The sequence below is a fragment of the Limosilactobacillus reuteri genome (assembly GCF_002254085.1).
GTDB lineage: Bacteria > Bacillota > Bacilli > Lactobacillales > Lactobacillaceae > Limosilactobacillus > Limosilactobacillus reuteri_K.
Genome location: NZ_NGPY01000066.1, coordinates 42,164 through 64,603 on the forward strand (window position 1 = coordinate 42,164; position 22,440 = coordinate 64,603).

The following is a 22,440-nucleotide window of genomic DNA, read 5'->3' on the forward strand; positions in this document are numbered from 1 at the left end:
GCAAAGAAATGCGCAAACCGTTTATTATTGCGAACTGGAAAATGAATAAAAACGTTCATGAATCTGTTGCGTTTGTTAAAGCAATTAAAGGAAAGCTCCCAGCAGATAAAGAAATTGGGATCGCCGCGCAAGCAGTTTCGCTATATAACATGAAAAAAGTGGCGGCCTCTTCCAACTTACAAATTATTGCTCAAAATGCATCTGCTGAGTTAGAAGGACCGTATACTGGAGAAATTAGCATGCGAAGTTTAGCAGATGCGGGCGTGACATATGTGATGCTAGGCCATTTAGAGCGCCGGCGCCTGTTCAATGAAAGTAATGATTCAATCAATCAAAAAGTTTTAGCAGCCCTCAATGCCGGCATTATTCCAATCATTTGTACGGATGAAGAGATGGTTCAAACAGAAGTTAACGGACAAATTCATTATGTATTTCGCCAACTAAAAAGTGTCCTTAAAGGGGTACCAGCTAACAAACTATCACAGATTGTTATTTCATATGAACCAAGTTGGGCCGTTGGGAGCACGCATCAAGCAAATCCAGACATTGCGGAAGAGGGGTGTCTGGCAATTCGTCAAAACCTGGTTGAAATGTATGGTAATGAGATTGGCGAGCAAGTTCGAATACTCTATGGTGGAAGCGTTAATCCCGAGAACATTGGCCAAATTATGAGTAAACCAAATGTTGATGGGGCACTAATCGGTCGTGCAAGTCTCGAGATTGAAAGCTTTTTACAAATGATCAATTATATCGAATTAGCGAGCAAGCAAAAGTTACAGGTAATTTAGGAGGAAGAATGATGGCTTACTTTGATAACGGAAACAAACTTTTTGATGACGCACGGAAGAATCAATATGCAATTGGAGCATATAATATTAATAATCTTGAATGGACCCGGGCAATCTTGCGGGCGGCAGCAGAGACTAATACCCCAGTACTGATCCAAGTTTCAATGGGAGCGGCCAAGTATATGGGTGGTTATAAATTTGTTAAAGATATGGTTGAGGACCAGATGGATGCAATGGGAATTAAAGTTCCAGTTATCCTGAATCTTGACCATGGTGACTATGATGCAGCAATTGAATGCATTAACTTAGGATATTCGTCAGTCATGTTTGACGGACATAAGTTACCAATTGAAGAAAATTACGCCAAAACCAAAGAGATTGTCCAATTAGCGCATTCACGCGGCATTGCGGTTGAAGCTGAAATCGGTAAAGTAGGCGAAAACCAAGATACTAGCAGTGGGGAACTTGCTGATGTTGAAGATGCAATGGCGTTTGCAGCGATGGGGGTTGACCGTCTTGCTTGTGGGATTGGTAATATTCACGGCATTTATCCTGCTAACTGGCCAGGGTTAGACTTTGATCGCCTTCAAGAAATTGCGAATGCGATTGATATTCCGCTCGTGCTTCATGGTGGTTCAGGGATTCCTAGAGAACAGGTTCAAAAGGCAATTTCAATGGGGATTGCAAAGGTAAATATCAATACTGAATTCCAGTTAGCGTTCCAAGATGCAACCCGGAAGTATATTGAAAATGAATTAGACCTCAATAAAGAACAAAAAGGATATGATCCACGGAAATTATTACTTCCCGGAACAGATGCAATAACTGCTAAAATGAAAGATATGATTGAATGGTTAGGCACGCCAGCAGTCGCCTAATTATAATGGAGGTTATGGAATGGCAATCACAGTTTACTTTGTCCGGCATGGTGAGACCTACTTTAATCGGTTTGCCCGCCTGCAAGGATGGTCAGATACCCCACTTACAGAAAAGGGCAAGATGAATGCTAAAAAGATCGGCCAAGTTTTAGCGGACTTAAGGATCGATTACCTTTTCTCCAGTGATTTAAAACGAGCAGTTGATACTGCACGGCTTTTAATTGTGGACCACCCAACTGCGACGATGAAGGAACCAATTCAAAAGGAATTCTTCCGTGAGGTATTTTATGGGTCTTTTGAAGGCCATAGTAATGAGGAAGGGGCCATCTGGGCAAGCTATCTTGAAGGCAAGCGATTTAGGCGTATCGGTGAATTAGTTGATGAATTTGGCGTTGAAAAAGCGCATGACCTGCTGAAAGCTGCCGATCCAGCCCACCTTGCAGAAGATAGTAATGAGTTAAATACTCGTATAGAGCAGGCAATTGCCTTTTTACAAAGCTTACCTGACGGAAGTAATGTGGTCGTAGTAGCTCATGGATCGATCATCCAATATATTGCGGGGATGTATGGCGAATCTGGATATAAGTATGAAAACTTACATAACGGCGCGCTGATGAAGGTCAAGCTAACCGCTAAGGATGTTGAAATTACCGGATACAATCAATTTAAACTATAAAAAGAGGCAAGGAATTATTTTCCAAACCTCTTTTATTATGATAATTCTTTAGTAATTTTATCCAGCCATAATGGCAATGTCTCATTTAGGCTATTGTAAGTATCTTCAAAGCGGTGAGTATACCAAGGATCGGGAATTTCTTGATCCTCTTTGCCGGGAATTACTTCATATGCTAAATGGACTTTATCACGATCTTGTGCTGGTGCAATGCGTTGCAAGTTGTACTTGTTCATATTATCCATGCAGATGATGTAATCAGCCCAATCGAAGTCTTGTCGTGTAATTGGGCGGGAGATTAAGTCGTCCGTTGATAGCCCGTGTGCGTGCATTGTCTTTGCGGCACCTGGATGGGGACCATTTCCTTCTTCTTCGTTGCTTGTTCCAGCAGAATCAACATTGATTTTGCCATTTAATCCTGCGTCATCAACCATTTGCTTGAACATTGCCTCGGCCATTGGTGACCGACAAATGTTTCCTAAGCAGACAAATAAAACGTTCATGTAATCACCTCATTTATACTTCTATCATACCGAAAAAGATAATATTTTGCTAAAATATTCGGTAATTCTAACACTATCCTTAAGTTTTTGGTAAAATTAAGGACAAATATTTTTAGAGGAGGAACAAAAATGACCCTTATTATTGTAATTGTTGTCATTGTCTTGTTGATTGCTATTTATGCAGGACTTTACAACAGTTTGATTCAATTGCGGACACACGCACAAGAATCATGGAGTCAAATTGATGTTCAATTACAACGACGTAACGACTTGATCCCTAACTTAATTTCAACAGTTAAGGGCTATAGCAAGTATGAAGCGGGAACCTTGGAAAAGGTAACAAAGCTGCGGACAGAATTAAACAGTATTCCAGACAGCGATCATGCTAAAAAAATGGAAGTTTCCAATGAATTAACGGGAACTTTACGGACATTATTTGCCGTCGCTGAAAATTATCCAGACTTAAAAGCAAGTGCTGAATACCAAAAATTAATGGAAGAATTAACTAATACTGAAAATAAGATTGCCTACTCCCGGCAGCTTTACAACAGTACTGTGGCTGCTTTAGATGCTAAGATTCAATCTTTCCCAAGCAATATTGTAGCTAAAATTCATCATTTCCAACAAATGGATTACTTACAAGTGCCAGAAGAAGCTAAGGCTGTGCCAAAAGTTTCATTTGATGATTTAGGTGATTAAGCATGTTATATCAGCAAATTGCCCGTAATAAACGAAAAACAATTTTGGTGATGTTTGGGTTCTTTGTATTGCTTGCTTTAATTGGCGCGGCGATTGGCTATTTATTTGCGCGGACAGCGATTGGCGGCATGATCATTGCGGCGATTATTGCGGTGATCTATATGTCCGTGATCATTGGTCAATCGACTGATGTAGTGATGCGGATGAATAACGCGACAGAGGTACGATCAGCGAGTGATGCGCCAGAACTTTGGCATATTGTTGAAGATATGGCCTTAGTTGCCCGGGTACCGATGCCGAAAGTCTATATCATCCATGACCCAAGTCCCAATGCTTTTGCGACTGGTAATGATCCTGAGCATGCTGCTGTGGCCGCTACTACTGGCTTGATGGAAAAAATGAATCGTGAAGAACTAGAAGGGGTAATGGCCCATGAAATGACTCACGTTCGTAACTATGACATCCGTTTGCAAACAATTGCGTTAGCCTTAGCATCCGCAATCGCAATGCTTGTCAATTTTGCGGGAAATTTCTGGTGGATTAGTGGTCGGAGCAGCAGTGATGATCGAGATAATCCATCAAGTGTTTTCGCAATCCTTGGTTCGATTCTCTTGATTATCTTAGCGCCATTAGCAGCAACTATTGCGCAGATGGCCCTTTCACGTAATCGGGAATACTTAGCCGATGCAGGTGCTGTTGAATTAACACGTAATCCACAAGGGATGATCAGTGCATTAGAAAAGCTAAAAACTGCCGTGCCAATGAAACATGTGGACCCAAGCAGTTCAGCTTTATATATTAGTGATCCAGAAAAGAACGCTAAGCACCATCCTTTTTCAAATCTATTTGACACCCACCCACCGCTAGATAAGCGAATTGAACGGTTGCGTCAAATGTAATAGAATTATAAATGAGGTGAGACTGAGAAAAAACTTTTGCTTTTTCTCAGTCTCTGCTATTTTTACTCACGACTCATCGTTTTTAATCGCCTTATACTAGTGAGGGTGATATAATTAAAAAGCTAGACCAAAGTATCAAAAGAAGAGGTATCTTTTTCATGAAAATGAAATTAGCGGAAATTGCCAAGGCGATCAACGCACAAAATGACATTGAACAATGGAAGGACGTAGAAGTAACTAGTGTGTCATTTGACAGTCGACACTTAGATCAAGGGAGCTTATTTGTTCCGTTGCAAGGTGCCCAAGACGGCCACCAATACGTACTGAGTGCTTTTACCAATGGTGCAGTAGCTAGTTTATGGGCTAGTGACCATGAGATAACAGATCAGACGCACCCATTATTAGTTGTTAACGATCCATTAGCGGCTCTTCAACAACTAGGTAAGTACTACTTGCATAAGATTAATCCGATTGTCGTTGCGGTTACGGGCAGCAATGGTAAGACGACGACTAAAGATATGATTGCGTCAATCTTAAGTACACAGTTTAATGTCACAAAGACATATGCTAATTTTAATAATGAGATTGGGGTTCCAGTAACGCTTCTTAACATGGAGTCTAATACCGAAGCAGTGGTAGTTGAGATGGGCATGGACCGTTTTGACCAGCTTGACTTCTTGAGTAAACTTGTAAATCCTGACATTGCCGTTATTACAATGATCGGGGAAGCACATATCGAATTCTTCGGGACTCGTGATAAGATTGCTGATGCAAAGATGGAAATTACCCATGGCCTAAAGGAAGATGGAACGCTAGTATTTAATGGGGATGAGCCATTATTAGAGGAACGGGTAAAAGATCTTACCCAACGACAGATGCGCTTTGGTCGGCAACTAAGCAATAATTTGTATGCAACAAGTGTTCACGATGAACCACGGCAGCTATCATTTACCGTCAACGAATGGCCAGATGAAGAATTCACTATTCCAATGGTTGGTGAATACAATATTAATAATGCGTTAGCGGCTATGGAAGTGGGTAAGATTCTGCATATTACTCCCGCCCATATGAAGCAAGCGTTGGCAAACGTTGAATTAACGGAAAATCGTGCTGAATGGGTTAAAGGAAAGAATGGTGAACAGATCTTAAGTGATGTTTACAATTCAAACCCAACCGCTGCCAAAGAAGTCCTTAAAACAATCGCGGAAACGCCAGTGGATGGTCGCCGAATTGCCGTATTAGGGGACATGCTGGAATTAGGGGATGCTGCGCCAAAGTTGCATGCTAGCTTAGCAGAAGAGATTGACCACCAAAAGATTGCTAGTGTTTACCTTGTAGGCGAACAAATGAAAAATCTTAAAGATAAGTTGATCCAAGAAGGTTATCCAGCTGAAGATATCCATCATTATGCTGCCAGTGACCTTCAACAATTAATTGCTGATCTTACGGCTACTTTGACGGGTGAAGATATTGTTCTATTAAAAGCAAGTCATGGCATTCACCTAGAAGAAGTCTTGACGGCATTAAAAGCAGAATAGTTAATATATTTGCCAGTCGATTACTGATGCTTATATCATGAATCGACTGGTCATTTTTAGGAGGAAAATTTTTGAAGTTTAGTGAATTAGGCTTATCCGAGAGCCTATTAAAAGCAATCAAACGGAGCGGATACGAAGAAGCAACACCAATCCAAGAACAAACGATTCCAATGGTTCTTGAAGGTAAGGATGTTATTGGCCAGGCACAAACTGGGACTGGTAAGACGGCCGCTTTTGGCTTGCCAATTATTGAAAACGTTGATACTGAAAATCCCAATATTCAAGCAATTATCATTTCACCAACACGTGAATTAGCAATCCAGACCCAAGAAGAACTTTATCGTCTTGGTAAAGATAAACATGTTCGCGTGCAGGTAGTCTATGGTGGGGCAGATATTCGGCGCCAAATTAAGAGCTTGAAACAACACCCCCAAATTCTCGTTGGGACCCCTGGACGGTTACGGGACCATATTAACCGTCATACAGTTAAACTTGACCACATTAAGACCCTGGTTCTCGATGAGGCAGATGAAATGCTAAACATGGGATTCTTAGAGGATATTGAATCAATCATCAAGGAAACACCAGATGATCGGCAAACATTGCTCTTCTCAGCAACCATGCCACCAGAAATCAAGCGGATTGGGGTTCAATTTATGTCTGATCCGGAAACTGTGCGGATCAAGGCCAAGGAATTGACTACTGACTTAGTTGATCAGTACTATGTTCGCGCGCGTGACTATGAAAAGTTTGACATCATGACCCGCTTAATTGATGTTCAAGATCCCGACTTAACAATTGTCTTTGGTCGGACAAAGCGGCGGGTAGATGAATTGTCGAAGGGCTTGATTGCGCGTGGCTACAATGCAGCTGGTATTCATGGTGACCTTACTCAGGATAAGCGTTCTAAGATCATGTGGAAGTTTAAGAACAATGAACTTGATATCTTAGTTGCAACAGATGTGGCTGCCCGGGGCTTAGACATTTCGGGGGTTACGCATGTTTATAATTATGATATTCCATCTGATCCAGACAGCTATGTTCACCGGATTGGCCGAACAGGACGGGCCGGCCATCACGGGGTATCTTTAACCTTTGTGACCCCAAATGAGATGGATTACCTTCATGAGATTGAAAAATTAACCCGAGTACGGATGCTGCCGCTTAAGCCACCAACAGCTGAAGAAGCATTTAAGGGTCAAGTTGCCTCAGCCTTTAATGATATCGATGAATTAATCGCGCAGGATTCAACTGATCGTTATGAAGAAGCCGCTGAAAAGCTATTAGAAACGCATAATGCAACTGACCTAGTAGCAGCATTGTTAAATAACATGACGAAGGAAGCAGCGAGTGAGGTTCCTGTCAAGATAACCCCTGAACGTCCTCTTCCACGGCGCAACAAGCGAAATAACCGTAATGGCAACCGAAATAACTCGCATGGTGGCAACCACTACCGGCGTAAGAATTTCCGTCGTCACCAACATGGTGGTCACCGGAACGATAACCATGGCAAGAGCCATTCTAGTCGTCATTCATTTAACATCCGACATCGGAAAGAAAATTAAATTAGCTAAGAAGTCTTTGGTTGAGATTTGACCAAGGACTTTTTTGATTTGATTGCTTATTGATTGTAATTCAGTTATACTTATCATGTATTTATATTTAAACGGATTCTTTGAATTTCGTTATCAGCGGAATCTGTTATTAGATGCTACAAAAATAAGGATAATTAGGTTGCTTTTTCCTAATGTATTAGACACTTTTTGCAATAGTTGTTAATAAGCTGATTAATTATTGTCTTAGTTGGATACATTAATAAAGGGCAACCTATTTTAATAACACAAGGGGGAAGCTAGAATGGTATCAAAAAATAATAAAAAATTAATTGCGGAAAAGAATCGGCGCAATGAAAAGCAACGATTTGCAATTCGTAAGTTAAATATTGGTGTCGCATCAGTCTTGCTTGGAATTACTTTTAGTATTTACGGTGGTGGACAAGCAGTAGCACACGCTGATACTGCCAATGCTAGTGACCAAGTTGCCCCAAGTGATACGGGTGATAACAGTTTAGCTGATAAGTCAGAAGTCGCTTTAAGCAATACTGCTTTGAATGCTAGTCAATCGTCCACATCAGCAACTAGTGCTAATGGTGCAGTCCAAAGTCAATCGTCAGCTAATAGTCAAACAGCAGTAACTGCTAACACTCCTGCTAATGATAATGCTGTTGCTTCAAATGCAGCTGTAGAAGCAACTAAGAATCAATCTACGGCAGAAAATCAACCAAGTGCTGGTCAAGAAGTGCAAACCCCAGCACAAGCACAACCAGTAGCACAAGAAAATGGTTCTGGGAATACAAGCCTTGATGCAACTCGGCAAGTCCTTAATGCAGTTGCTCGGCGGAATTCAAATTCTGCTGGAGCAATTCATTTGACGTCATTTGCTGCGGTTCCTGCTTCTACTCCTGCTGTCGCTACATCAGATGCAACAGCAGAAGATACTAATGCAGTAACAGTTACGGATGCTCAAGAATTAATCGATGCAATTCAAAAAGGGTCTGCTACAACTATTAATGTAGCTAACGATATTAATCTTGCTAAAGTTCCTGATTCTAACTATAAATATATTCGAAAAATTAACACTAGAGACTTTACAATTAAATCTGCAACAAATGGCGTAAAACATACTATTGATTTCTCTGGTTATGTTTTTAACATGAGTACCCCAAACACAGTAACTTTCAAGGATTTAGATATCTATGCACGTAGTTACTGGGGGGTAGTTTATAATGCTGGTGGTTATGTATATGATAATGTAAACTTCACCGGATCACAGCTTATTTATACGGCTTCCAATACTGATGCAACCGTTACATTTAAAAACAAAGTTACAGCTACTACAGTAGGATCATACACTAGTCCAATTGATGGTAAATCACGTTCCAGTCAAGGTGGGGACACCCAACAAATTCTTCAATTTGAGGGTGGAACAAATCATATTATTTTTGATGGAAACAGTAATGTGACCTTAGGGACAACCAACTCAAATGTACTTGAAATTGATCGTGGTACAGCTACAATTGACGTTAAAAATGGTGCTAATGTAACTATTAACCCACATTCTAAGGGAAATCCAGAAAATCGTAATGGTATTGGAACTGGAACAATTGCCCGGGCGATTGCTTCAAACGCCAATACTACAATTAACGTTGATAAAGGTGCTAACTTAACTATTAATACTGAAAAAGCTAGCGGTGATAGCGATGTAGCTGGTGCTTTATATTTAAATTCTGATGCCACTCTTAATGTAAATGGTGATTTGAATATCAATTCAACTGGTACTCCAAGTACTAGAGATAATGGTTACCCCGTATACATTGCAGGTAATGCAGCAATTAATGTTGGTAATGGTGGTAAGTTTAATTTAAGTGCTACTAATACTGGAAGTTACAACGATAATTTGATGTCAATTTCGGGTAAGGGAACAGTTAAACTTGCACCTCACTCTAACTTTAAGATGAGTGCAGATGGTACAGGCGCTTTAACTGCTATTAGTTTGTCATCTGGTAGTACATTCACTTCAGATCAACCAGATTCATTTGCTATCGATCTTTCCGCAAATACCAGTACTGGTAAGTCACTAATTAAAAATGGTACTATCAATTTCACCCGTGTTAAGACGGTTACTGATGGAAACGAATCACAGCCTTTGGGCAAAATTGATGTAACTTATGATAGAAATGGTAATGCTACTTCTTACACTATTACGGCACAAGATGAAAATACTGTTAAGCAAGTTGGAGAAGGTCTTGCTAACAAGAACTTGATTGATCTTGTTAAGGCTGGTGAAGACGTTACTCTATCTAACCTTCATTTAAGTAAGAATAATGTATTGACTGGTACTGTTGCTTCAAGTGGTAGCAACAACCCAATTTATGTAACTGTTACTGTTGGTGGAGTAAGCACTAATGTGCCAGTAGTCGGAAATTACACTGTGTACACCAACACTAACGGCACAGTAACTTCAGACAATGTTGATTACGCTGCACAAACTGCTTCAACTGGTGGTAACTTCTCTATTGATTTATCAAAACTTGCAAGTAGCTTGACTGATGATGCACAAGTTGCAGTTACTGCTACAAAAGATTTCGTTGAATCCTCTCAAACTGAAAGTGTGGCAGCATTACGTGCACTTAATACCACTACTCTTCAAGAATTAGTAGATGCTGCTCCGGAAGAAGAAAAGAAAGCAAGTTACTACAATGCTACTGAAGAAGCTCAAAAGGCATATACTGATGCAATTTCAACTGGTAAAGACATTCTTGCCAATCCAAATAATTACGATCAAGTTGACGTTAATGATGCCGTAACCGCCATTCAAAATGCTCAGAAGGCTTTAACTGGTCAACCTACCAACAAGACAGAACTTCAAGATGCTATTGACCAAGCATCAACAGTAGAATCAAGTGATAACTATACTAATGCAGATTCTGATTTACAAAAGGCCTACACTGATGCAATCAGTGACGGTCAAACAGTTTTAAGTAATGCTAATGCTACTCAAACTGAGGTAGATAAGGCATTAACCACCATTAATAACGCAAAAGATGCTTTAAATGGTGATGCTAAGAAAGCAGCAAGTAAGGAAGCCCTTCAAAAAGCAGTTGATGAAGCACCTACTGTAAAATCAGATGATGCTGCATACTACAATGGCTCTGATGAAGCTAAAACTGCTTATGATAAGGCAGTCAGTGCTGGTCAAACAGTTTTAGCTGATCCAGACGCAACTGCTACTCAAATTACAGATGCTTTAAATGCCATTAATACTGCTAAGGGTAATCTTAAGGGTGAAGCAACTGATAAATCAGCGCTTCAAACAGCAGTTGACAATTCTGCAACTGTAAAAGGAAGCAATAACTATACTAATGCAGACGAAACTCAAAAGACTGCATATGATAATGCAGTTACAGCTGCGCAAACAGTTTTGGATAAAACTAATGCAACTCAAGCAGAAGTAAACCAAGCTCTTCAAGATCTTGAAACTGCAAATAATAACTTAAATGGGGATGTTAAGACTGAAGCTGCAAACAAGGCTGCCTTAGAAGCCGCTGTTAAGGATGCGCCAAATGTAAGAAATACGCCGGCATACTACAACGGTAGTGAAGAAGCCCAAACTGCATACAATAATGCAATTAATGCTGGGCAAGCAGTTTTGAATCAAGCAAATCCATCTGCAAGTGACGTTAAGAATGCTTTAGATGCAATTAATGCAGCAAAAGATAACCTTAAAGGTGAGGCTACTAATACTGAAGCCTTGGAAACAGCTTTAACCAATGCTAATAATGCTAAGGAAAGTGGTAACTATACTAACGCTGACCAAGCAAATCAAGAAGCTCTTAACAATGCAATTACTGCTGGTCAAGAGATTTTAAAGAATGCTAATGCAACTCAGGCAGAAGTAGACAATGCAGCAAAGGCTATTACTGATGCAATCAATGGCTTGAATGGTGATACTAACCTTGCAAATGCAAAGAATGCTGCTACTGAAGATATTCAAAAGGCTTTAGATACTAAGACTATCGAAATCACTAACGCTACTAATATTGATCAAGCTACTAAGGATCAATTAATTGCCGATGCTAAGAAGGTAGCAGAAGATGCTAATACTGCGATTAATCAAGCAACTAATGCCGAGGCAGTTAATACTGCTAAAACTGAAGGAATTACTAAGATTAACAATGTAAAAATTCCAAGTTTAGATGGAGCAAAGCAAGCCGCAAACCAAGCAATTGACCAAGCTCTTGATACTAAGACTAAGGAAATTAATGCTGCTAACAATATTGACCAAGCAACAAAAGATCAGTTAATTAAAGCAGCAACTGATGCAGCAACTACCGCAAAGGATGCTATTGAAAAAGCTACAACTAATGATGCAGCAACTAAAGCGGGCCAAGATGGTGTTGATGCAATTAACAACGTAAAGATACCAAGCGTTACTGATAGTCAAAATGCTGCAAAAGAAGCAATTGATAATGCCCTTAACGCTAAGACTAAGGAAATCAACGATGCTAACAATATTGATCAAACAACAAAAGATCAATTAATTAAAGAAGCGACCGATGCAGCTAATAATGCTAAGGAAGCTATTGATAAAGCAACCACAGCTGATGCAATTAAGACTGCACAAGATGAAGGAACAACTAATATTAATAATGTTACTGTTCCAAGCTTAGAGGATGCCAAGAAGGCAGCTAATAAAGCAGTAGATGATGCTCTTACTGCTCAAACTGAGGTAATTAATAAAGCTAATAATCTTAGTGATGCAGAAAAGAAAGATCTAATTGATCAAGCAACTGCTGAAGCCAATAAGGCTAAAGAAAATATTGAAACTGCTACAACAAACAATGAGGCAGCTCAAGCAGGCCAAGATGGTGTGGATGCAATTAAGAAGATTGTTCCAACAAGCTTAGATACTGTCAAATCTGATGCAAATAAAGCAATTGACGATGCTTTGACTAAGAAATTAGAAGAGATCAATTCCGCTAATGATTTAACTACTGATGAAAAAAAAGCATTAACACAAGAAGCTAATACGGTTGCAGATAAGGCAAAAGAAGAAATTACTAAGGCAACGACTAATGCTGCTGTAATTGAAGCACAAAATACTGGTGTTACTGTAATTAATGACATCAAAATTCCAACTGAATCAACAGTCAAAGAAACAGCTAAAAAGGCGGTAGCTGACGCAGCAACTGCAAAGAACAATGCAATTGATTCTTCAAACTTAACAGCTGAAGAAAAAGCTGCGTTGAAGCAAGCAGTAACTGAAGCTCAAAATGTTGCAGATCAAGCCATTGATAATGCAACAACTAACGCAACAGTAACTGAAGCTCAAACCAATGGCGTGAATGCAATTAATGGCATTAAAGTTCCAACTGAATCAACAGCTAAAGAAGCAGCTAAGAAGGCAGTAGCAGAAGCTGCAGAAGCAAAGAACAATGCAATTGATTCTTCAAACTTAACAGCTGAAGAAAAAGCTGCGTTGAAGCAAGCAGTAACTGATGCACAAACAGCTGCAGATCAAGCAATTGATAAAGCAACTACCAACGCTGCAGTTACTAAAGCTCAAACTAATGGCGTGAATGCAATTAATGGCATTAAAGTTCCAACTGAATCAGCAGTCAAAGAAGCAGCTAAGAAGGCAGTAGTCGACGCAGCAACTGCAAAGAACAATGCAATTGATTCTTCAAACTTAACAGCTGAAGAAAAAGCTGCCTTGAAGCAAAAAGTTACTGAAGCACAAACAGCTGCAGATCAAGCCATTGATAATGCAACTACAAATGCAGCAGTGACTGAAGCAGAAGACAAGGGTATTAAGGCAATTAATGGTATTGATGTACCAGCTAAATCAGATGCTAAGGAAAAGGCAATCACTGATCTTAACAACGAAGTTGAAAATGCTAAGAAAGCAATTGATCAAGATAGCAACTTAACTGATGAAGAGAAGCAAGCAGCTAAAGACCAAATTGACTCTGATGCCAAGACTGCTCAAGATGTTATTAACAATGCAAAGACTAATGATGATGTTAAGAAGGCAGCTGCTGCTGGTACATTAGCAATAGATAAAGATGTTGCCAATGCAGCCATTGATAATGCAGCCGCTGGTAAGAAATCAGAAATTTCTAACTTACCATTAACAGACGAAGAAAAGACTGCTTTGAATAATGAAGTAGATCAAAAGGCTCAAGATGCTAAAGAAGCAATTAACACTGCCACTACTCCAGAAGCTGTAGCTACTGCGCAAGAAAATGGTATTAAGAATATCAATGATATTGACGTACCAACTGAATCAGCAGCAAAACAAGCAGCTAAGGAAGCTGTAGCTAATGCAGCTAACGAAAAGAATGCTGCAATTGATTCTTCAAACTTAACAGCAGAAGAAAAAGCGGCATTGAAGCAAGAAGTAACTGAAGCTCAAAACGCTGCAAATACTGCAATTGACAATGCAACTACAAACGCAGACGTAACTGAAGCTAAAGACAATGGTATTAGTGCAATTGACGGCATTAAAGTTCCAACAACATCAGCAAATAAGGAAAAGGCAATTACTGATCTTAACAACGAAGTTGAAAATGCTAAGAAAGCAATTGATCAGGATAGCAACTTAACTGATGAAGAGAAGCAAGCAGCTAAAGATCAAATTGATTCGGATGCTAAGACTGCTCAAGATGCCATCGATAATGCGAAGACTGACGATGAGGTTAAGACTGCCGTTGACAATGGTCAGCTTTCAATTGATAAAGATGTTGCTAATGCCGCAATTGATAATGCAGTCGCTGGTAAGAAAGCAGAAATTTCTAATTCACCATTAACAGATGAAGAAAAGACTGCTTTAAACAATGAGGTAGATCAAAAAGCTCAAGATGCTAAAGAAGCAATCAATAATGCCACTACCCCAGAAGCTGTAACCACTGCACAAGAAAATGGCATTAAGAATATCAATGAAACTTCCGTACCAACTCAATCAGCAGCTAAAGAAGCAGCTAAGAAAGCAGTAGCCGACGCAGCAACAGCAAAGAACAATGCAATCGACGCTTCAAACTTAACTGACGAAGAAAAAGCTGCCTTGAAGCAAAAAGTTACTGAAGCACAAGACTCTGCAAATCAAGCAATTGATAATGCAACAACAAATGCAGCAGTAACTGAAGCAGAGAACAAGGGCGTTAATGCAATTAATGGTATTGACGTGCCAGGCAAATCAGCTGCTAAAGAGCAAGCAACAACTGATCTTAACACTGCTGTTGAAAATGCTAAGAAAGCAATTGATCAGGATAGCAACTTAACTGATGAAGAGAAGCAAGCAGCTAAAGATCAAATTGACTCTGATGCTAAGAACGCTCAAGATGCCATTAACAATGCTAAGACCAATGATGATGTCAAGAAGGCCGTTGACGCTGGTACATTAACCATTGATAAGGATGTAGCTAATGCAGCCATTGATAATGCAGTAGCTGGTAAGAAGAACGAAATTTCTAATTCACCATTAACAGATGAAGAAAAGACTGCTTTAAACAATGAGGTAGATCAAAAAGCTCAAGATGCTAAAGAAGCAATTAACACTTCAACTACTCCAGAAGCTGTAGCTACTGCGCAAGAAAATGGTATTAAGAATATCAATGATATTGACGTACCAACTGAATCAGCAGCAAAACAAGCAGCCAAGGAAGCTGTAGCTAATGCAGCTAATGAAAAGAATGCTGCAATTGATTCTTCAAACTTAACAGCTGAAGAAAAAGCTGCATTGAAGCAAGAAGTAACTGAAGCTCAAAACGCTGCCGATCAAGCCATTGATAATGCAACTACTAACGCAGCAGTAACTGAAGCTAAAGACAATGGTGTTACGACAATTGAGAATATTGAAGTCCCAGCAACATCAGCAAATAAGGAAAAAGCAATCACCGACCTTAATAATGAAGTTGAAAAAGCTAAGCAAGCAATTGATCAAGACAGCAACTTGACTGATGAAGAAAAACAAGCTGTAAAGTCTCAAATCGATACTGAGGCTAAGACTGCTCAAGATGCGATCAATAGTGCTAAGACTGACAATGAGGTAAACAATGCCGTTAACAGCGGTAAGGTTTCAATTGATAAAGATGTTGCTAACGCAGCAATCGATAATGCAGTTGCAGGTAAGCTTAAGGAAATTCAAGATCCACTAACTACTGACGAAAAACAAGCTTACACTGATTTAATTAATTCTGAAGCAAATAATGCAAAACAAAATATTGCTAATGCAACTACTGTTGAAGAAGTAACTACTGCACAAAACAGTGGCGTAGATGCAATTAACAAGATTGAAGTGCCAACTACTTCTACAGTTAAGGACGATGCTATTAAGGCAATTGATAAAGCATTACAAAATAAGACTGATGAAATCAACAATGCCTCTAACATCAATCCTCAAGAAAAGACTGATTTAATTAATCAGGCAACTGAAGCAGCAAATGCTGCTAAGAACAATATCAACAACGCCACTACTAATGCCGATGTTGATACTGCCCAAACAAATGGTGAAAAAGCAATTGCTGATGTAACAGTTCCAAACTTGTCTGATGTTAAGAAAGAAAGTATTGATTTAATTAACAAGGCTTTAGATGCCAAGACTGACGAAATTAACAATGCTTCTAACCTTTCTCAAGATGAAAAGCAAAGTTTGATCAATGATGCAACTAATGCTGCAACTGAAGCAATTAACAACATCAACCAATCTCAAACAAATGATGATGCTAAAGCTGCTGCAACTACTGGTGTTCAAAACATCGAAAATGTCACTATTCCAACTCTTGATGATGCTAAGAAGAACGCTAACCAAGCTATTGATGATGCATTAAACTCTAAAGTAAATGAGATTAACAATGCTTCTAACTTGAATGATACTGAAAAGCAAAAATTAGTTGATCAGGCAACTGAAGCAGCAACTACTGCTAAGAATAGTGTTGAAAATGCCACTACCAATGATGCTGCTCGCGATGCAGCCAATGCAGGAATTGACAACATTAAAGGCATTCGCTTTACTTCACTAGAAGATGCCAAGAAGGTAGCAAACACTGCAATTGACAATGCTTTGCAAGTTAAGACAGATGAAATTAATAATGCATCTAACTTAAGTACTGAAGAAAAGCAAGACTTAATCAATCAAGCAAGTGAAGCAGCTAAAAATGCAAAAGACAATATCAACAATGCCACTACCAATGATGCTGTGACTGACGCACAGAATAAGGGTATTGCAGATATTGCTAATGTGACTGTTCCAAGCTTAGCTCAAGCTAAACAAGATGCAATTAATGCCATTAAACAAGTTCAAGATGCTAAGAATAAGCAAATCTCTGCTGCATCTAACTTAAGTGCTAAAGAGCAAAAAGAATTAACTGATCAAGTAGACAAAATTGCTAACGATGCAATTGCTAAGATTAATGATGCAGCAACTACTACCAATGATGCAGTTACTGCAATCCGTGATGACGCAATCAAGCAAATTACTGATCTATTTATTCCAACTCTAGACGGTGCGCAAACTGATGCTCTTAATGCAATTGAAAGTGCTAAGAATGCTAAGTTAAATGACATTAACAACGCTGTTCACTTAACTGATCAAGAAAAGCAAGCTTTGGTTGATCAAACCAATAAAGCTGCTGATGAGGCAACTAAGGCAATCAACGCTGCTCAAACTAATGATGAAGTCAAGAGCGCAGAAACAGCAGGTTTAGATATCATTAATAACATCACTATTCCAACTCTAGTTCAGAAGCAACAAGAGGCGATTGAAGAGTTGAATGCAGCCCGTGATGCTAAGAATAGCGCAATTGATAATGCTGCTGATTTAACTACTGATGAAAAGAACAGCTTGAAAGATAAAGTTCAAGCAGAATACAGTAACGCGGTATCAAATATCACCAGTGCAACAACGGATGAAGCAGTAACAACTGCTAAAGAAAACGGCATCGCTGCAATTAAAGACATTCAAATTCCAACTAAGTCAGCTGCGAAGGAACAAGCAACCACTGACCTTAATACGGCAGTTGACGATGCTAAGAAGGCAATTGACCAAGATAGCAACTTAACTGACGAAGAGAAGCAAGCTGCGAAGGATCAAATTGATTCCGATGCTAAGAAGGTCCAAGAAGCCATCGATAATGCGAAGACTGATGATGAGGTAAACAGTGCCGTTGATAATGGTAAGCTTGCCATTGATAAAGACATTGCTAATGCAGCAATCGATAATGCAGCTGCTGGTAAGAAGGCCGAAATTGCTAAGTCACCATTAACCGATGAAGAAAAGACTGCGTTAAACAATAAAGTCGCTCAAAAGGCTCAAGATGCTAAGGAAGCAATCAATGATGCCACTACGCCAGAAGCTGTAACCACTGCGCAAGAAAATGGTATTAAGAAGATCAATGATACTGAAGTACCAACCGAATCAGCAGCCAAAGAAGCAGCTAAGAAGGCAGTAGCAGAAGCTGCTGAAACTAAGAACAATGCAATCGATTCTTCAAACTTAACAAATGAAGAAAAAACTGCATTGAAGCAAGAAGTTACTGATGCCCAAAATGCTGCCAATACTGCAATTGATAACGCAACTACCAATGCCGCAGTAACCGAAGCAGAAGACAATGGTATTAAAGCCATTAATGGTATTGAGGTACCAACTAAGTCAGCTGCGAAGGAACAAGCAACCACTGACCTTAATGATGCCGTTGACGATGCTAAGAAGGCAATTGACCAAGATAGCAACTTGACTGACGAAGAGAAGCAAGCAGCTAAGGATCAAATTGATTCTGATGCTAAGAAGGCCCAAGAAGTCATCGATAATGCGAAGACTGCCGATGAGGTTAAGACTGCCGTTGACAATGGTCAGCTTGCCATTGATAAAGATGTTGCTAATGCCGCCATCGACAATGCAGTTGCTGGTAAGAAGGCTGAAATTGCAAAGGCACCATTAACCACCGATGAAGCTAAGGCCTTGAATGACTTAGTTGACCAAGAAGCAAAGGCCGCTAAGAAGGCAATTGATTCAGCTACTACCATTCCAGCGGTTGAAGATGCTAAGAATACCGGAGTTGCTGCAATCAACGATATTGCAGTTCCAACAACTTCATCAACCAAGGATCAAGCTAACCAAACAATTGATGATGCTTTAGCTAACAAGACTAAAGAAATCAATGATGCAACCAACTTATCTAATAAGCAAAAGCAAGACTTAATTGATGAAGCCACCGATGAAGCAGCAAAGGCTAAGGAAAATATTAAGAATGCCACTAGCAATGAAGCAGTCAACAAGGCTACGACAGATGGTGTAGATGCTATTGCAAATGTCACTGTCCCAAGTCTTGATGATGCGAAGAAAGATGCTAGTCAATTAATTGATGACGTTCTTAAGCAAAAAGAAGCTGAGATCAATAATGCTTCCCACTTGACTGATCAAGAGAAGCAAGACCTCATTCACCAAGCACAAAACGCCGCTGACGAAGCCAAAGACAAGATCAACCAAGCGACAACTAATGACGATGTAGCTACGGAAAGAGACGCTGGCGCAGAAAAGATTGCCAATATTGCTGTTCCGAGTCTTGATGATGCTAAGGATAAAGCCACGAAGGCAATTGATGATGCTTTAGCAGATAAGACGAAGGAAATTAATGAGCAAACTCACTTATCTGACCAAGAAAAGAATGATCTTATCAAGCAAATCACTGATATTGCTGATAAGGCAAAGGATAAGATTAACAATGATTCTAATGATGCAGAAGTTGCCAAGGACGAAAAAGAGGGTATCGATGCAATTGTTGATACTAAGGTTCCTGGCTTAGAAGATCATAAACAGAATGCAATCAAGTCCTTAGACGAGGCTAAATCTACTAAGCTTGCCCAAATCGATGAAGCAGGTCACTTAACTGCAGATGAAAAGGCTAACTTAACTCAACAAGTTGATGCAGAATACAATAAGGCCCTTGATAATATTAATAAGGCAACAACCAATGATGATGCTGATAAAGCAAGTGCAGACGGTGTAGAAGCCATTCTTAATGTTGCCGTTCCAAGTCTTAATGAAAAGAAGCAAGATAGTATCGATGCTCTTAATGAAGTGCGTGATGCGAAGAAAGAAGAAATCAACAACGCAAACAACTTGAACCAAGATGAAAAGGACGAGTTGACTAAGCAAGTTGATCAAATTGCTGATAATGCCATTAATGCAATCAATGGAGCAAAGGATGATCAAACAGCTAAGAACGCGGAAAATAAGGGTATTCAAGATATTCTTGATGTTAAAGTGCCAAGCTTAGATGAAGTTAAGACTAATGCTAAGCAAGCAATTGCGGATGCCTTAGAAAGCAAGACTAATGAGATCAATGCTGCTTCAAATCTCGATTCTGCCACTAAGCAAGAATTAATTAACCGTGCTAACGCAGAAGCAGATACAGCCATTGAAAAGATTGATCAAGCTACCAGCAATGATCAAGCATTAGCTGCATCTCAAGCAGGTGTTGATAAGATTTTAGGAATTGAAGTGCCAACTCTTGCTGATGCTAAGCAAAGTGCCATTGATGCAATTAATGATGCCCTTAAACAAAAGGAAACAGAAATTAATAACGCCTCACAGCTAACTTCTGATGAAAAGCAAAATCTAATCAATCAGGTAAACAGCATTGCCGACAATGCTAAGGATGCTATTGACAACGCAACTACTAACCAAAGTGTTGAAGAGACAAAGAATGCTGGGATTGAAAAGATTAATGCTATCAATGTCCCAACAACATCAGCTGCTAAGAATGAAGCGATCAAGGCAATTGATGATGCCTTAACTAATAAGGTTAATGAGATCAACAATGCTACTAATATTACTGCTGAGGAAAAGGTCAACTTAATTGATGAAGCTAAGAACGCGGCTAATACAGCTAAAGATAATATTGATCAAGCAACATCTGATAGTGAGGTTACAACAGCTACTACAGATGGTATTAACGCGATCGCTAATGTAATAGTCCCAAGTCTTGAAACCGCGAAGGACCAAGCAAAGAATCTGATTGATGATGTTCTCAACGAAAAGAAGAATGAAATCAATAATGCGCAAAACCTTTCAGATAGTCAAAAGCAAGACTTGATTAACCAAGCAACTGATGAAGCAGATCAAGCGAAGAAGAATATTGATAATGCTACAACCAATAATGATGTTCAAACTGCAGAAGACAATGGTGCTCAAGCAATTGAAAATGTAACTGTTCCGAGTCTTGATGATGCTAAGAAGGCTTCAACTAAGGTGATCGATGAGGTATTGAAAGAAAAGATGGCAGAAATTAATGCTGCAACTAACCTTTCCAATACTGAAAAAGATGCTTTAATTAAGGACGCTACAACTGCGGCTAATACTGCTAAGGATAATATTGCGAAGGCAACAACTAATGACGCAGTTAAGGATGCTGAGACTGATGGTGTTAAGGCAATCCTTGACATTAAGGTTCCTGGTCGAGAAGATCAACAAAAGGATGCTATTGCTGCCCTTGATAGAGCATTAGCTGATAAAGTCAGTGAAATTGATAATGCTAATAATCTTTCTGAAACTACTAAGCAAGATCTTAAGCAACAGGCTCAGGCAGCCTACACGACCGCCGTTGACAACGTAAATAACGCCCAAACTAGTGCGGAAATTAATGCTGCTCGGGATAACGGTGTTCAAGCAATTCTTGATATTACAGTACCAACGTTAACTGATGCTCAAGATGCTTCAATTACAGCAGTTGAACAAGTTCGGGATGCTAAGAAGACCCAAATCGAAGCAGCTAAGAACTTGACTGAGACGCAAAAAGAAGCATTGAAGAACCAAGTAGACGAGATTGCAGATAAGGCAATTGATAATATTAAGAATGCAACCACTGACGCCACTGTTAAGGATGCGGAAACAGCAGGAATCAACGAAATCTTGAATGTAACCATCCCAACTCTGAATGCTGCAAAGAGTGATGCTAAACAAGCTATTGCCGATGCATTAACAGCTAAGATGGCTGAAATTAACGCTGCTCAAAATTTAACTGATGCTGAAAAGCAAAAGTTAATTGACCAAGCACAAACAGAAGCTGCTGCTGCAAACAAGAACATTGATGCAGCAACAACTAATGATGCGGCTGAACTTGCTGCGAAGAATGGCGTGCAAGCAATCTTAGATATTCAAGTACCAACTGTTGAAGAGACTCGCGACCAAGCGAAGAAGAACGTTGATAATGCTTTGAATTCTAAGAAGGAAGAAATCAACAATTCTAACCTAAGCCCAGCAGCGAAGGAAGCGTTGATTAATGAAGCTGAACAAGCAGCAGAAAATGCGCGGACAGCGATTGACAATGCTACTACTGCTAGTGCAATTGGTGAAGCAGAGGCAGCTGGAATTGCGGCAATTGAAAATATTAAGGTTTCAAACGCTTCTACTGAATCTGATAATTCTTCTAACCACCAAACTAATACTGAAACGCCAACTGAAGGCAACAGTGCTAGCCAAGATAATAACAATGCAACTCAAGCTCCGGTTCAAGGTAACAATACCCAAGCCGACCTAACGGGAAGTCATGGAACAAACCTTACTATTGGTCAACAGACAGAAAAAGCTGCTGATACAAATAGCAAGGAAACATTACCACAAACAGGTAATGAAACAGAACGTGGCTTAAGCATTGCTGGTTTAGCAATTGCAAGTCTATTAGGCTTATTCGGACTTTCAGGATTAGGTAAGAAACGCGATTAAATTAATTAGTCGTTTGATAAACTTAAACTGGTTTAGGATAAATTAAAAATGCCCCGCTCTTATTTAGGAATGTGTAAATAAGAGCGGGGTATTTCGTTATCCTTTTATAAAAATATTTATGCTAATTATTTGATTTATTTATAATGTATTTGTTACGATTATTACGATGATTAGTATCTGA

At 39.5% G+C, this 22,440-nt stretch carries 9 protein-coding genes; 8 read left to right on the forward strand and 1 reads right to left on the reverse strand.

Translation table 11 applies throughout. The features are described 5' to 3' along the window. Positions 1-8: 8 nt before the first annotated feature. The 3 genes from tpiA to CBG10_RS09270 are packed head-to-tail and all read left to right on the forward strand — an operon-like array spanning position 9 to position 2,342. The gene (gene tpiA, locus CBG10_RS09260; protein ID WP_094512421.1) at positions 9-788 is read left to right on the forward strand and encodes a triose-phosphate isomerase; all 780 of its coding nucleotides are present in this window, start codon (positions 9-11) and stop codon (positions 786-788) included. Between the two features lie 11 nt (positions 789-799). Then, the gene (gene fba, locus CBG10_RS09265) at positions 800-1,666 is read left to right on the forward strand and encodes a class II fructose-1,6-bisphosphate aldolase (RefSeq protein WP_003667230.1); all 867 of its coding nucleotides are present in this window, start codon (positions 800-802) and stop codon (positions 1,664-1,666) included. Between the two features lie 19 nt (positions 1,667-1,685). After that, entirely contained in the window at positions 1,686-2,342 is a 657-nt protein-coding gene (locus CBG10_RS09270) for a histidine phosphatase family protein (RefSeq protein ID WP_094512422.1), read from the forward strand. A gap of 35 nt (positions 2,343-2,377) precedes the next feature. On the opposite strand, the gene CBG10_RS09275 is transcribed toward CBG10_RS09270, so the two are convergent. Then, complete coding sequence (locus CBG10_RS09275; protein ID WP_019252333.1) at positions 2,378-2,842, reverse strand: low molecular weight protein-tyrosine-phosphatase; 465 nt, start codon at positions 2,840-2,842, stop codon at positions 2,378-2,380. A 129-nt stretch (positions 2,843-2,971) separates the two neighbouring features. Between CBG10_RS09275 and CBG10_RS09280 the strand changes: the two genes are divergently transcribed. The 5 genes from CBG10_RS09280 (at position 2,972) to CBG10_RS09300 (ending at position 22,259) form a co-directional block, all read left to right on the forward strand. Beyond that, a complete protein-coding gene (locus tag CBG10_RS09280; protein WP_003667234.1) occupies positions 2,972-3,541 on the forward strand; it encodes a LemA family protein in 570 nt (189 codons plus the stop codon). A gap of 2 nt (positions 3,542-3,543) precedes the next feature. Next, complete coding sequence (htpX, locus tag CBG10_RS09285; RefSeq protein WP_094512424.1) at positions 3,544-4,440, forward strand: zinc metalloprotease HtpX; 897 nt, start codon at positions 3,544-3,546, stop codon at positions 4,438-4,440. 158 nt (positions 4,441-4,598) lie between these two features. Continuing rightward, positions 4,599-5,978 carry a UDP-N-acetylmuramoyl-tripeptide--D-alanyl-D-alanine ligase gene (locus CBG10_RS09290; RefSeq protein WP_094512425.1) on the forward strand — a complete coding sequence of 460 codons (1,380 nt, stop codon included), beginning with the start codon at positions 4,599-4,601 and terminating at the stop codon, positions 5,976-5,978. A gap of 71 nt (positions 5,979-6,049) precedes the next feature. Further along, positions 6,050-7,543, forward strand: a complete 1,494-nt coding sequence (locus CBG10_RS09295; RefSeq protein ID WP_019252337.1) for a DEAD/DEAH box helicase — start codon at positions 6,050-6,052, stop codon at positions 7,541-7,543. A 292-nt stretch (positions 7,544-7,835) separates the two neighbouring features. After that, entirely contained in the window at positions 7,836-22,259 is a 14,424-nt protein-coding gene (locus tag CBG10_RS09300; RefSeq protein WP_094512426.1) for a DUF1542 domain-containing protein, read from the forward strand. Positions 22,260-22,440: the final 181 nt, after the last annotated feature.